Genomic DNA, 13560 nt, shown 5'->3' with positions numbered 1-13560 from the left:
AGAAATTAATTCTTAAAGAAGTCTTTGACAGCCTCATTAGGGACCATCTGCTCATCAAAGATGTAAGCACCGGTCTTAGGGCTCTTTACCATCTTAATTACTTTTGAATATGCGCGACCATCCGTTGATCCTTCATGGAGGGTAGCGACCGCTTTCTTTGCCATAGTCTATCTATTTTAACTATTAACTAAATCTATCGCATCAGCTTACTTAATCTCCTTATGAAGAGTCATCTTCTTCAGAACAGGATTGTACTTCATGAGCTCAAGACGCTCAGGAGTATTCTTGCGATTTTTTGTTGTCACATAGCGACTTGTTCCAGCCATGCCGCTGTCCTTCATCTCTGTACATTCCAAGATAACCTGGACTCTATTTCCTTTAGCTTTCTTTGCCATGCTATTTAGTCTCCTATTACCTTAATGTCCTTCCAGTCAACATAACCTTTAGAAACAGCCTGTTTAAGAGCTGCATCAAGGCCTACTTTATTAATAAGACGAAGACCAGCTGCACTAATCTTCAGCTCAATCCAGCAACCTTCTTCTACGTAGTAGAACTTTTTGCTGAAAAGGTTAACATCAAAGCTTCTCTTAGTACGGTGCTTTGAGTGAGACACATTACAACCGAGCTGTGCCTTCTTTCCTGTGATTTGACAAATCTTAGACATTTCTATCTTTGTTTTGTGATTCGTTAATTGATACCTATTCCAAACAGGGTGCAAAATTACAAAAAGTTTTCAAATGAGCAAAACTTTCGTAATGATAATTACTGTTTTTAAGCTTTTTTGCGCTTTTATTCGGATTTAATATCCAAATCCTTCAGGAAATCAAGCATCAACCGAATAGCTTTGTTAGTTGCTATCGCAAGATTTATGTCACGACCAAAATCTTCTGTAAGCTTAAAAGTTCTTACCTCCTCTTTATTGCCATATGCGAGCCATATTGTACCAACAGGATTATCCTTAGTACCACCGCCAGGACCTGCATACCCAGTTGATGCTATTGCAAAATCAACATCTATAGTATTGATCGTACCTAACACCATCTGACGCGCAACTTCCTCTGACACAGCCGTATACTCCTCTAATATTTCGTGAGGTACGCCCAGAATTCTCTCTTTCACTTCATCAGTATATGCAACTATTCCTCCCTTATAGTAATCAGAAGAACCTGGTATTGCAATAATTGCTTCACTGATGCGTCCACCTGTACAACTCTCCGCCGTACCAATAGTTAACCCAGAGGCATACAGAATGTCTCCTATTTGACGAGATATTATTTTACTTTCAAAATCCATAATTTATGTTTATAGGGCCTAAATTTGTTATCATTCAAAAGTTACTTTACTGAAAACAGGAATGTCCATCTTAGTAAAATCTTTATCCTTATATTTAAAAGTTCCGACACTTGCTATCATCGCAGCATTATCTGTTGTATAACTAAACTTTGGTATATATATTGTCCAGCCAAATCTCTTTGCATGATCCTGGAAAGCATTTCTTAGTCCGTTGTTAGCTGAAACACCACCAGCAACCGCTACATGTTTGATTCCTGTTTGCTTTACTGCCAAACGCAATTTTTTCATGAGAGTATCAACGATAGCATGTTCAAGGCTTGCAGCAATATCTTCTTTATTATGCTCTATGAAATCGGGATCATCTTGTATCCATTTTCGCATATTATATAAGAAAGAAGTCTTCAAGCCCGAGAAAGAGTAATCAAAACCTGCAACATTTGGTTCGGCAAACTTATATGCTAAAGGGTTACCTTGCCGTGCAAGTTTATCAATGATAGGACCTCCTGGATACCCCAACCCCATTACCTTCGAACATTTATCTATTGCTTCACCAGCAGCATCATCTATTGTTTGACCAAGCACTTCCATATCATTATATGCATTCACTTTGACGATCTGAGAATTTCCACCAGAAACTAGGAGACATATAAATGGGAATGGTGGCATATGAGTATCATCCTCACTTTCTTTAATGAAATGTGCCATGACATGCCCTTGTAAATGATTGACTTCTATCATTGGGATTTTCAATGAACGAGCAAATCCTTTTGCAAAGTTCACGCCAACCAAAAGACTTCCCATCAACCCTGGCCCACGTGTAAATGCAACTGCTGACAGTTGTTCTTTTGTAATACCTGCACGTTTTAAAGCCTGATCTACAACTGGCACCACATTCTGTTGGTGGGCTCTTGAAGCCAGTTCTGGGACAACACCTCCGTATGCCTTATGTACTTCCTGTGAGGCCGTAACATTGCTGAGGATTATGCCATCCTTTAAGACTGCTGCACTTGTATCATCACAACTACTTTCTATTCCTAATATATATATACCCTCTTTTTCCATTCTATAATTATCTCTTAAAAGAACTACATGAAAGTTAGTGGGTCAACACTTCTACTCCATGTTCTGTCATTACAAACGTATGTTCCCATTGAGCAGAAGGTAGTTCATCGCCTGTAACGACCTCCCATCCATACGGATCATCCGCATCGATAAACACTTTCCATGTCCCCATATTAATCATTGGTTCGATCGTAAATACCATGCCTGGAACAAGTAACATTCCGGTGCCTGCATGCCCATAATGAACAATATCTGGTTGTTCATGAAACTCAAGTCCTACACCATGACCACATAGATCACGAACAACTCCATAACCATTCTTTTCTGCATGTTTCTGAATAGCATGTCCTATATCCCCAACAAAAGAATAAGGTTTAGCAGCTTCTGCTCCAAGTTCAAGACACTCTTTTGCTACACGAACCAAACGCTCTTTCTCAGGAGTAGTCTTATTGCCTACAATAAACATACGACTCGCATCTGCAAAATAGCCATCAACGATCGTTGTCATATCAACATTGATAATATCCCCTTCCTGAAGAATATCTTCTTTTTTAGGAATACCATGACATACAACCTCGTTGATACTGGTACATACACTTTTGGGGTATCCTTCATAATTTAGGCAAGCAGGTATAGCATTATGATCTTTGCAATATTGCATACAAATATCGTCAATTTCTTGTGTATTCATACCAACATGAATAGTATCTGCAACTGCATCTAAACAACCTGTGTTAACGACACCACTTTTCCGAATACCCTCAATCTGTTCAGGTGTCTTTATAAGATCACGAGTAGGCACTAATTTCCCCTTCTTTTCGAAGGCCATAATCTTTAAATCCATCTCGGTTGGTTCTTGTCCTGGAAGACAATGCCATCTCTTCTTCTTTAATTGCATATCAATCTAATAAACTTTTATGCAAAAGTACTATAATTCAAAGATAATACAAAATAAATAAAGCCCTTTTTAAGAGATTAAAAACCTACAGATTAAAGGGAACATAATTATTGATTTAAATAAACTGCTAAGACGTACATAAAATTGTTCGCGAACAATTTGAAAAAAGTTCACGAACAATCCCACAACAGTTCGCGAACTAATTCTTCTTGTCTATAAATCATTTTATCTTTCTTAAATCAGCAACTAATCAATAGTATAGCTCATATTCTAACAGAAGCTATTTCATATTGTATTCAATAATCTACACATTCTAAATTACTTATTCAAAAAGATTTAATTTATTTTCTCTTGCTTTGTCCAAAGATAATATTTTCAGTTGTTGCTCTTTGTATCCAGCACGTAGACATTCATACGTCTTATTTAACTCTTTACAGAAATTCTCTCTCTCTCTCTTATTGAGCAAGACAGCCGCAATAGAAGGATTAACAGAGGCATCTTTAATCCAAACTACGGGACTATCATATAATGGAGCTATTTTCAGTGCAACATGAAGCTGGGAAGTCGTAGCTCCTCCTATCATTACAGGAATATTTAGTCCTGCCTCCTTAAAAGCAACAACATCATTTACCATCTCCTGCAAACTTGGAGTTATAAGCCCAGAGAGACCTATCAAATCAACTTTTTCCTCTTTTGCCTTCTTTATAATTTTATCAGCAGGAACCATAACGCCCATATCTATCACCTCATAGTTATTGCACGCCATCACTACTCCTACAATGTTTTTCCCAATGTCATGAACATCACCTTTCACTGTAGCTAGTAGTACTTTTCCAGCAATAGCCTTACCGCCAACTTTTTCTTTTTCAATGTATGGTTGAAGAATAGCGACTGCATCTTTCATTGTTCGAGCCGTCTTAACAACTTGGGGTAAAAACATCTTTCCAGCACCAAACAAGTCACCAACCTCATTCATCCCACGCATTAATGGCCCTTCAATGACATCTACTGCGCGGGAATACTTCTGTAAAGCCTCATGGATATCTTCATTTAGATAAGTAGAAATACCTTTCCTCAGAGCATACACCAGTCTTTCTTCTAAACTTTCAGATCGCCATGCCTCCTGGTCAGATGAGCTGTGATTTACCCCATTCTCTACTTGTTCATCCTTTTGCTCAAGAATCTTGTTAGCAAGGTCTATCAATAGTTCATCACTCCCCTCCACCCTATCCAGTACAACATCTTCTATAATCTTTAGATGGTCTTCCGGAATATCAGCATAAGTTACTTTAGTGGCAGGATTAACTATCCCAAAATCCATCCCTGCTTGAATAGCATGATAGAGAAATACGGCATGCATTGCCTCACGTATATAATTATTCCCACGAAAACTGAATGACAAATTACTTACACCTCCGCTAACATGGGCACCTGGGAGATTCTTTTTAATCCATTCTGCTGCTCTTATAAAGTCAAGAGCATAGCTATTATGCTCTTTCATCCCAGTACAAATAGCTAAGATATTTGGATCAAATATAATGTCTTGGGCAGGGAAACCTACTTTTTCTGTGAGGATCTTATACGCCCTGCTTGCTATTTCTATACGTCTTTCGAAACTTGTTGCCTGCCCTTCTTCATCAAAACACATGACAACTACAGCTGCTCCATATCTTAACACATCTTTTGCGTGCTGTATAAAAGAATCTTCCCCCTCTTTCAAAGAGATAGAATTAACGATAGATTTACCTTGCACACATTTTAAAGCAGCTACAACCACACTCCAATCAGAAGAATCTATCATTAACGGGACTCGAGCTATCTCAGGCTCAGAAGAGACCATATTTAAGAAATGAACCATCTCCTCTTTAGCCTCAAGCAAACCATCATCCATATTAATATCTAAGACCAATGCACCATCATCCACCTGCTTACGAGCAATTGTAAGAGCCTCTTCGTAATTCTTCTCTTTGATCAATCGCAAAAATTTTCGACTTCCAGCAACATTACATCGTTCCCCTACATTGACAAATGTAATCTCAGGGCTTAGACGGAACTGTTCAAGCCCTGACAGAATTATTTCCTTAGGCCATTCAACTGGTATATGTGGACTTTTTCCTTTAACAATCTTAGCATAACCAGCTATAAAATCATCAGTAGTGCCACAACACCCTCCAATAATATTGACCAGTTTATCATCTATATAAGTAGCCATCTGAGGGACCATTGTGTCTGCAGTCTCATCGTATAGACCCATTGAATTAGGTAAACCTGCATTAGGATAGATACTTATATAATAAGGAGCTTTTGCTGATAATTCTTTCAGATATGGACGCATCTGCTCTGCACCAAACGAACAGTTCAGACCGATAGAAAAAATTGGATAAGAAGAAACCGAAGCAAGAAAGGCATCAAGAGTTTGCCCACTAAGTGTTCTACCTGATAAATCGGTTATTGTCACAGAAAGCATGACAGGCAAATCAACACCAGCCTTACACATCTCAGATATAGACGCATCAACAGCTACTTTAGCATTAAGTGTATCAAAAATAGTCTCTATTAATATTACATCTATTCCACCTTCTATCATAGCTGCAACCTGCTCACTATAAGATTCAAACAAAGAATCATAAGTCAGATCACGTTTTGCAGGATCGCTAACATCTGGTGACATAGAACAAGTCTTATTAGTCGGTCCGATACTTCCTGCTACAAAACGAGGCTTGTCTGCCGTAGAAAATTCATCTGCACATTTACGAGCAATTTTTGCTCCTTCCAAAGCCATATCTCGTGCAGAACTTTCCAAATGATAATCAGCTTGTGAAACACGCTGAGAAGAAAAGGTATTTGTTGTTATGATATCTGCGCCAGCCTTTAAATAACGGCGATGAATATCTTCAATAACATCTGGACGTGTAAGGTTCAACATATCATTGTTACCTTGATAATTCAGCATCTGTAACAATTCAAGCCTTCCTCGAAAATCTTTCTCCGTTAAGTTGTATCCCTGGATCATAGTGCCCATGGCACCGTCTAATATAAGAATTCTTTCTTTTATGCTATCCCTTATACTCATTATTTCTGTTTTAATAATATTTTCTTGCACGATCCATTTCTCGTCTGTCTTCTTTTTCTTTCAATGTCTGACGCTTATCATATTCTTTTTTTCCCTTTGCTAAAGCAATATCGACTTTGGCACGACCATTTTCATCGATAAAAATAAGTATAGGTATAATTGTGAAGCCTGGAGTCTTCGATTCTGTTTCAAGACTACGAATTTCTTTTTTCGTTAACAAGAGTTTACGGGGCCGTTTGGCTTCATGATTAGCATAAGATCCATAGAAATAAGGAGAAATGTTCATTCCCTGTACCCACATCTCACCTTTATTTATATAACAGAAAGAATCAACCAAGGAAGCCTTTCCTGCTCGAATAGATTTAATCTCAGTACCCGTAAGAACTATGCCCGCAGTAAAAGTATCTACAAAAAAATACTCAAACGAAGCTTTTTTGTTTCTTATCTGGACTGGGGACTTCTTTCTTCTATCTTGTTGTTCTTTATTCATTATTCAATCGTTGCTAAATTTTCAATATGATCATCAATATAGGCAGCTATCATCTCTGTCCAATGCTCTTCATTTACGACAAATTCATCATCAAATTCATCAAATTCTGGCATTTGTTCATACAATGCCATAAAATCATCATCTGAAACTACAGCTTCTATTCTTTCATGATATTTTTCATAATATTTCTTTGCATGACAAATATGTGTATAGAGATCACGAAGTCCCCAATTACGCACAGCTACAGCAAATGGATTTTTGAAAATAAAAGCGCCATATCCGTTATATATTAGTTGAACATAACCACCATTCATCACCTCTCGATGTAGATAGCTCCAGGCTAACAAAGTTATCTGATCAGCATTGAGCTGCTCCATAGTCTCCAATGTTAGGTTGCCATTTATAGCTTTATTAATTGCATCAATAAATACTTGAACAAAGCTATCCATGCCTTCACCAACAGCCGTACGAATATCACTATCTTTTATTTTCACATCAATCATCGCTACTGAAATATTTTGTTATAACACTGCAAAGATAACTTTTTTTCTCGATTAATATGCTTTCATCAATTAAAAACAGATTATAATTCAAAGAAAAAGCCTACTCATATAATCGAGTAGGCCTTATGTTATGAACTCCTGTAAACTGTATTATTCGTCAACAGGCTTAAAATCATCTTTACTTACACCGCAAAGAGGACAAACCCAATCATCTGGAATATCTTCAAAAGCTGTACCTGGAGCAATGCCACTATCTGGATCACCTACCTCTGGGTCATAGATATAACCACAAGTCTCACATTCATATTTCTTCATAATGCCTTGTTATGTTTATATAATTTTTAATAGTTTTATTGGTTGCAAAGATACAAGTATCCTGTAATAATTACAAACTTTTGACGTTAAAAAATGTATTTTACACGATTCATAAATTATGAATTCTGTGTTATTATAAGACTTACTTATCCTTCGTTATCTCACTCTCCATGCTGATTAAATATACTATATAATAATTTTAGCCGATATAATATAATAGATGAATGCGAAATTAAAAGGTACTTATTTCTAAGAGAATATTCCAATTGATTAATAATAGACCATTTCTTTTTTCCAAAAGGATCTCTTGGGCATTATAAAAGAGGCTTGTTTGGTCTGTGAAAGATACTCTTTCAGTACATAATTCAGGCCCTTTTACTATCTTACATGCAACCAGCTGATACTTTTAAAGTTATAAAACTTAAAAAAGGATTGTATTTCATCACCTTTTCCTTCATCTCCCTATTTCAACTGTAAACTTTATTCGCTACGCCTTTTCAAACATATATTCAACTTTATCACTTTCTACATCATTGTATTAGAGTAGCGAACAGCAAGGTATGACCTGATGGTTTCAAATCATAATATTTACACCATAAATTCAAAGATTTAAAAGTAGACTGTCTTACGTAGCTAAAATTAGTTGAAAGGAATAATAGGATTTAAATGTCCTTCTACAAAGTCTTGTATAGAAGAACTTCTTATGCTAATGAAGGCATCAGAAGAGAACTTCCTTGAGTCTGTATGTCAGAGTTATCAATTCATCCAAAATTTCAAAACAAAAAATAAGAAACACGTCCTTACAGCTTTAATTCAAAAAATTCGCTAGGTGTTTTTCGCTTCAACACATCAAGTATGAAATCTTTACCAGCTATAATTCCGCTATCACGCAAAATCGATTCTATTGTTTTTTTGGCTAATTCTGGATGATTATTCTCATCGCTTAAATGACAAAGCCATACATGGCGCAATAATGGAGAGGCATTCTGAACCAATGCAAGTGCACAAGCTTCATTACTTAGATGACCATTAGGTCCACTGATACGTTCCTTCAAATGACGTGGATATGGTCCTGCAGCGAGCTTCTCGGGCTCATGGTTTGCTTCAATAACAAGATAATTAGATATAGAAATATAATGTGCAATATCTTCCGTAATATGCCCACAATCCGTGACTAATGTGAATCGGACTCCATCATGCTCTATCGAATATCCAACACAGTCTGTACTATCGTGCGGAACATCAAAAGCAACAACTTTAAATTCACCTAATTGAATCTCTTCCCCCTTATTTATTGTATGCGTTAATTTAGTATCAATCTTACGTCTGACACACCAATTGTTTCTTATACCTTGGAGAGTTCCATCAGTTGCATAAACAGGTAGTTGTAAATCTCCACTGATAGAGCCAACAGACTTCACATGGTCAGCATGATCATGAGTGATAAGTATATGATGTATCATACTCATTTGCAGCCCATAGTTGTAGAAATGCTTCTTCAAAGTACGAATCCCTACTCCACAATCTATCATAAGACAATCAGCACCTGTAAAAAGAATATAGCAGTTACCACTGCTACCACTGCCAAACGACAAAAACTTCAGCATCTTATTTTTTATTTTACGCAAATGTAAGAAAAGAAATTTAATATGCAAAATTGTTCGTAGCCTTTTGCAGGACTTTCAACAAGAATTTAGCAATAATTAATTGTCAGACTCACATACTCTACTAAAAAGGAAGTCCCACTGCAAAATGTAACGTAAAGTCACGTTTGAAACTTGGGTGCAATAGAGCATAATGTTCATGAGAATTAGTATATGCCGGGTTTATTGCTTTCATACCCCCATCAAGACGTAAAACAAAATAATCCAAATTTAATCTAATTCCCAAACCATATGCAAAGGCTATTTGCTTATAAAAATCCTTGAAACGAAATTGCCCTCCAGGTTGATCATTATAATTGCGTAAGGTCCAAATATTACCGGCATCTATAAAAGCTGCACCATCAAACTTCCAAAATAAACGACTACGATATTCTGCATTCAAATCAAGTTTCATGTCACCTGTTTGATTGATGAAGTCAATACGCCCATCTACACCTCTAAATCTACCAGGCCCCAACTCTCTTACACCCCAGCCACGAACAGAATTTGCACCCCCTGAGAAATATCTCTTTTCAAAAGGTAACACAGTACTATTCCCATAAGGGAAAGCAATGCCAAGTCCACCATGTAAAGCCAAAGAGTTTCGTTCATCAAACCTAAGGATCTGGGTATAGTCAAAGTCAAATTTCGCATATTGCGCATAGGCGATATTAAATAAAGTCCTCTTGCCTTGACTATTTCGTTTGAAATCAAAGATACTCCCTAAACCGTTAAGAAGATTACCAGCAAATTCGACATTCAATCTATAAACATGACTGGCACTCGAATAATGAAGCCCAAAGCCAGTACGTAAGATAAACAGGTCTTGATAATTATATCTGAGTATAGCATTACGTGTTGTAGCATTATCAAGATAATCCTGCTTAAAAGTTTCACTTATCCAAGGCATGTAAACATAACTTACATCCAACAAATCAAAATCATAAGTCAGATGATGAACAGAATTAATCCAATGATATCTCCATGCAGAAGAAAAAACTCTCCGATGGAATTCGGGCCTATTCTGCAGATTCCAGCCAACAGATACCTCAGATGTGGCACTGCTGCGTCTCCTAAAATTACGAGTTACAAAAGGTGCTAAGAAGCGGGGAAACTGTAAACGTGCCTGAACATCATACTCTTCATAGTTACTATTCTTATAACCTTCCAACCCTCTTATAGCTTCAAAAGCCGCACGAAAGTCCAAACTAAGAATTTCACTTCCTCTAAAAAGATTCCTGTTCTGATAGGAAAGAATGGCTGCAGCACCTAAGTCACCTGCAGTGTTTGTCCCTTCAGGTTGAAATGATATGGTATTTGGTTTATTATTAGAGATCTGTACATCTGCATTAAGATAGCGCGTAGCCGAAGTTGTGTATGCAAAAGATTTACCAATCACAAGGCTATCATAATGTGGAACCTCATGAAAATTTATATTTGTATAGTGCACAGCACCTAAGCGTGAGAAGCTATTATAAGTTTTTTGTAAATCAGTTGCAGAGAAATATTTACCCTTCTCTATTAGAGTATTTTCTTCAAGTACACTCTTACGAAGATGAAACCCTGTAGAATCTCCTGGTATAAAATTCACATCCTTAATAATATAACGAGGATGCAATGTCGGTTTCGAGCCAGACCCTTCAACATATTTCGATAGATGCAATATTACGTTTACATGTTGTCGTCCAAGCGTAGAATCAGCTGTATAATATATAAAATCTTTATTAAAACGATAATAACCAGAGTCATTCAGGATATGTGTCAAACGCTTTCTCTCTTCATCCAAAGATGACACTGTAAACTGTTTCGGTTGATTGTGATCAGATAACAGATGTGGAGCAAGAACTTTAGCCACGATAGAATCCTCAATATCATAACTGAATTTGTCTATCATATAAGGTTCACCAGGATGAATATTATAAATAGCCGTGAGTTTCTTTCCTCTTATTTTCTTGTCTAAATCAACGGAAGCATTCATATATCCCATGTTCTGTAATGCAACTCTCAGATCTTCACATGAAAGATGTGCTTGTAACGTATCATATACCACAGGCTCCTCCCCCATCTTCTTTAAAGTACGGTTGATCCACCTTGTGGAGTCTTTCCCCGACATAGCATATGCACCAAGTGGTATTTTGAAGAGGGAAAACCAACGAGAATTACCCTTCTGATGCACATATTGCATAAGAAGAGAAGTATTTATATCCTTCTTATCAGACCGTAATTCAACTTTGTCTAATAGATACTTTCCATCAGGTATTAGCTTATCAGAAGAACAAGCCATGACAACAAAAAGCACCAAACTTAATAAGAGAGGACTAAGAAACTTGTATAATCTTGTAAATGACATTGATATCCTAACGAATTTCCGGCAAAGATACTAAAAAGTTAAGAGTTATACATGACGAGTGGAGAGTTTTTTGTAAATTTGCGAGGTGATTTCAAAGAATAAAATAAAACTTATCCGTTCTCTCAACACAAAGAAAGGGAGAGAGAATACAGGCTTATTTGTTGCTGAAGGTCCAAAGTTAGTCCACGATTTGCTCAACGAAGGTTTCATCCCTGATGAAATTTTGGATAATATTGACGATATCAAAAAAGTATCTTTCCTTCAGCATCCACAGTCTATGTTGGGCGTTTTCAAAATACGTAAAGGGGACAACAAACCTACTATAGATTTATTATCTGACAGCAAACTCGTACTTGCCCTTGATGGAGTACAAGACCCTGGCAATCTTGGTACTATCATCCGGATAGCAGATTGGTTTGGAATAGAGGATATTTTATGTTCACATGACACTGTTGACTGTTGGAATCCTAAAGTTGTACAAGCAACTATGGGTAGCATAGCAAGAATAAAGTTACACTACACAGACTTAATTAAAATGGTAGATGACCTTCCATCAGATTATCCCGTTTATGCAACATTACTTGATGGAAACAACATTTATGACCAGCCATTATCCCATCATGGAATGATAATAATGGGAAATGAAGGAAACGGTATATCACCAGAACTTCGAAAAAGAATTAACAGGAAACTATTTATTCCTAATTACCCACCTGAAAGAAAAACTGCAGAATCACTGAATGTTGCTATTGCAACATCTATAGTCTGTGCCGAATTTAGAAGAAGATAACATATAACCATTTTCAGAGAAGAACTTATGAAAAGTCTAAAAGAATTAGTTCGTCCAAACATTTTAGCTTTAGCACCTCATTCCATTGCACGAGAGGAGAATGCTGGGTACGCTGCACATGTTTTCTTGGATGCTAATGAGAATCCATACAACAAACCTTACAACCGCTATCCAGATCCCTTGCAACGCGAGCTTAAAGAGACTATAGCAAAGGTCAAAAACGTAGAAAGCAAACAAATATTTTTGGGGAATGGGTCAGACGAAGCCATAGACTTATGTTATCGTATTTTCTGTCAACCAGGTATTGATAATGTTGTAGCAATAGAGCCTACCTATAGCAGGTATAAGACATATGCCGATATCAATGATGTGGAATATCGTGCCGTTCCTTTAGATGATGACTTCCAGCTCAATGCCGAAAGACTCCTATCTGCATGTGATAAGCAAACAAAACTAATATGGATCTGCACGCCTAACAACCCTACTGGAAACAACATAAACACCAAGGAGATTGAAAAGGTATTACGTACATTTAATGGTATAATCGTTATTGATGAGGCTTACTCTGATTTCTCACGTCAACGTACATTTAGAGAACGGCTGGAAGAGTTCCCTAATATCATCGTACTAAATACTTTCTCAAACGCATGGGGATGTGCTGCAATTCGCCTGGGAATGGCTTTTGCTCAAGAGGATATCATCCAATTCTTTAATAAAGTTAAGCAACCTTATAATATAAGCTCACTAACACAAGAACAGGCTATTGAAGCCTTGCGAAACCGTTTTGACACAGACGAGTGGGTTAGAATACTGCTTGGAGAACGCAATCGCATGTTACAAGCCTTTTCCGAGTTACCTTCATGCGTAAAGGTCTACCCCACCGATGCTAACTTCTTCTTAGCCCGCATGACAGATGCACAAGCAACATACGATTATCTTGCAAATCAAGGTATCATAGTACGAAACAAGACTCAAGTCACCCTTTGTGACAACTGCCTACGTATCACCATTGGTGCCAGAGCCGAAAATTCCGAATTACTGGGCGCATTAAGAAGATTCAAATAAATGAAATGTGCCCAGGCAGAACTATACACCCCTAATTTAGTTTTAATTTTTAGTTGCTATCACTTTTAACACTTCATA

General features: G+C 37.1%; 14 protein-coding genes. 2 read left to right on the top strand and 12 right to left on the bottom strand.

What is annotated here, in order from left to right; genetic code table 11:
• Positions 1–5: 5 nt before the first annotated feature.
• The 12 genes from ACZ48L_RS01225 to tamL form a co-directional block, all read right to left on the bottom strand.
• Complete coding sequence (locus tag ACZ48L_RS01225; RefSeq protein WP_008822410.1) at positions 6–164, bottom strand: DUF4295 domain-containing protein; 159 nt, start codon at positions 162–164, stop codon at positions 6–8.
• A gap of 42 nt (positions 165–206) precedes the next feature.
• On the bottom strand, positions 207–395 hold the full coding sequence (gene rpmG / locus ACZ48L_RS01220; protein WP_008822409.1) for a 50S ribosomal protein L33: 189 nt from the start codon (positions 393–395) through the stop codon (positions 207–209).
• Positions 396–400: 5 nt separating this feature from the next.
• Positions 401–664, bottom strand: a complete 264-nt coding sequence (gene rpmB, locus ACZ48L_RS01215) for a 50S ribosomal protein L28 (protein WP_008822408.1) — start codon at positions 662–664, stop codon at positions 401–403.
• Between the two features lie 125 nt (positions 665–789).
• Positions 790–1293 (bottom strand): CinA family protein, encoded by a 504-nt coding sequence (locus tag ACZ48L_RS01210; RefSeq protein WP_008822407.1) that lies wholly within the window; start codon positions 1291–1293, stop codon positions 790–792.
• Between the two features lie 30 nt (positions 1294–1323).
• Entirely contained in the window at positions 1324–2355 is a 1032-nt protein-coding gene (gene tsaD / locus ACZ48L_RS01205) for a tRNA (adenosine(37)-N6)-threonylcarbamoyltransferase complex transferase subunit TsaD (protein ID WP_008822406.1), read from the bottom strand.
• Between the two features lie 34 nt (positions 2356–2389).
• The gene (map, locus tag ACZ48L_RS01200; RefSeq protein ID WP_025790541.1) at positions 2390–3253 is read right to left on the bottom strand and encodes a type I methionyl aminopeptidase; all 864 of its coding nucleotides are present in this window, start codon (positions 3251–3253) and stop codon (positions 2390–2392) included.
• 322 nt (positions 3254–3575) lie between these two features.
• On the bottom strand, positions 3576–6326 hold the full coding sequence (gene metH, locus ACZ48L_RS01195) for a methionine synthase (RefSeq protein WP_052341918.1): 2751 nt from the start codon (positions 6324–6326) through the stop codon (positions 3576–3578).
• 10 nt (positions 6327–6336) lie between these two features.
• Positions 6337–6816 carry an SsrA-binding protein SmpB gene (gene smpB / locus ACZ48L_RS01190; protein ID WP_008822403.1) on the bottom strand — a complete coding sequence of 160 codons (480 nt, stop codon included), beginning with the start codon at positions 6814–6816 and terminating at the stop codon, positions 6337–6339.
• Positions 6816–7319 carry a DMP19 family protein gene (locus tag ACZ48L_RS01185; RefSeq protein WP_025790546.1) on the bottom strand — a complete coding sequence of 168 codons (504 nt, stop codon included), beginning with the start codon at positions 7317–7319 and terminating at the stop codon, positions 6816–6818. The genes smpB and ACZ48L_RS01185 overlap by 1 nt, the downstream gene beginning before the upstream one ends.
• Positions 7320–7469: 150 nt before the next feature.
• Positions 7470–7634, bottom strand: coding sequence for a rubredoxin (gene rd, locus ACZ48L_RS01180; protein ID WP_008822401.1), 165 nt, complete (start codon positions 7632–7634; stop codon positions 7470–7472).
• Between the two features lie 800 nt (positions 7635–8434).
• Positions 8435–9241, bottom strand: coding sequence for an MBL fold metallo-hydrolase (locus ACZ48L_RS01175; RefSeq protein ID WP_025790548.1), 807 nt, complete (start codon positions 9239–9241; stop codon positions 8435–8437).
• A gap of 121 nt (positions 9242–9362) precedes the next feature.
• Positions 9363–11627, bottom strand: a complete 2265-nt coding sequence (tamL, locus tag ACZ48L_RS01170) for a translocation and assembly module lipoprotein TamL (protein WP_025790549.1) — start codon at positions 11625–11627, stop codon at positions 9363–9365.
• A gap of 85 nt (positions 11628–11712) precedes the next feature.
• Between tamL and ACZ48L_RS01165 the strand changes: the two genes are divergently transcribed.
• Both ACZ48L_RS01165 and hisC read left to right on the top strand, forming a co-directional pair.
• Complete coding sequence (locus tag ACZ48L_RS01165; protein ID WP_008822397.1) at positions 11713–12417, top strand: RNA methyltransferase; 705 nt, start codon at positions 11713–11715, stop codon at positions 12415–12417.
• Positions 12418–12444: 27 nt separating this feature from the next.
• Complete coding sequence (gene hisC / locus ACZ48L_RS01160) at positions 12445–13482, top strand: histidinol-phosphate transaminase (RefSeq protein WP_025790550.1); 1038 nt, start codon at positions 12445–12447, stop codon at positions 13480–13482.
• The last annotated feature ends 78 nt before the right edge of the window (positions 13483–13560 follow it).

The organism is Prevotella histicola (assembly GCF_055385135.1).
Note: the sequence above shows the minus strand (reverse complement) of the source record. Positions and strands in the feature narration are given on the sequence as shown.

Excerpts from the sequence above, each read along its gene's own strand:
- ACZ48L_RS01225 (WP_008822410.1), bottom strand. The coding sequence starts at position 164 with ATGGCAAAGAAAGCGGTCGCTACCCTCCATGAAGGATCAACGGATGGT.
- rpmG (WP_008822409.1), bottom strand. The coding sequence starts at position 395 with ATGGCAAAGAAAGCTAAAGGAAATAGAGTCCAGGTTATCTTGGAATGT.
- rpmB (WP_008822408.1), bottom strand. The coding sequence starts at position 664 with ATGTCTAAGATTTGTCAAATCACAGGAAAGAAGGCACAGCTCGGTTGT.
- ACZ48L_RS01210 (WP_008822407.1), bottom strand. The coding sequence starts at position 1,293 with ATGGATTTTGAAAGTAAAATAATATCTCGTCAAATAGGAGACATTCTG.
- tsaD (WP_008822406.1), bottom strand. The coding sequence starts at position 2,355 with ATGGAAAAAGAGGGTATATATATATTAGGAATAGAAAGTAGTTGTGAT.
- map (WP_025790541.1), bottom strand. The coding sequence starts at position 3,253 with ATGCAATTAAAGAAGAAGAGATGGCATTGTCTTCCAGGACAAGAACCA.
- metH (WP_052341918.1), bottom strand. The coding sequence starts at position 6,326 with ATGAGTATAAGGGATAGCATAAAAGAAAGAATTCTTATATTAGACGGT.
- smpB (WP_008822403.1), bottom strand. The coding sequence starts at position 6,816 with ATGAATAAAGAACAACAAGATAGAAGAAAGAAGTCCCCAGTCCAGATA.
- ACZ48L_RS01185 (WP_025790546.1), bottom strand. The coding sequence starts at position 7,319 with ATGATTGATGTGAAAATAAAAGATAGTGATATTCGTACGGCTGTTGGT.
- rd (WP_008822401.1), bottom strand. The coding sequence starts at position 7,634 with ATGAAGAAATATGAATGTGAGACTTGTGGTTATATCTATGACCCAGAG.
- ACZ48L_RS01175 (WP_025790548.1), bottom strand. The coding sequence starts at position 9,241 with ATGCTGAAGTTTTTGTCGTTTGGCAGTGGTAGCAGTGGTAACTGCTAT.
- tamL (WP_025790549.1), bottom strand. The coding sequence starts at position 11,627 with ATGTCATTTACAAGATTATACAAGTTTCTTAGTCCTCTCTTATTAAGT.
- hisC (WP_025790550.1), top strand. The coding sequence starts at position 12,445 with ATGAAAAGTCTAAAAGAATTAGTTCGTCCAAACATTTTAGCTTTAGCA.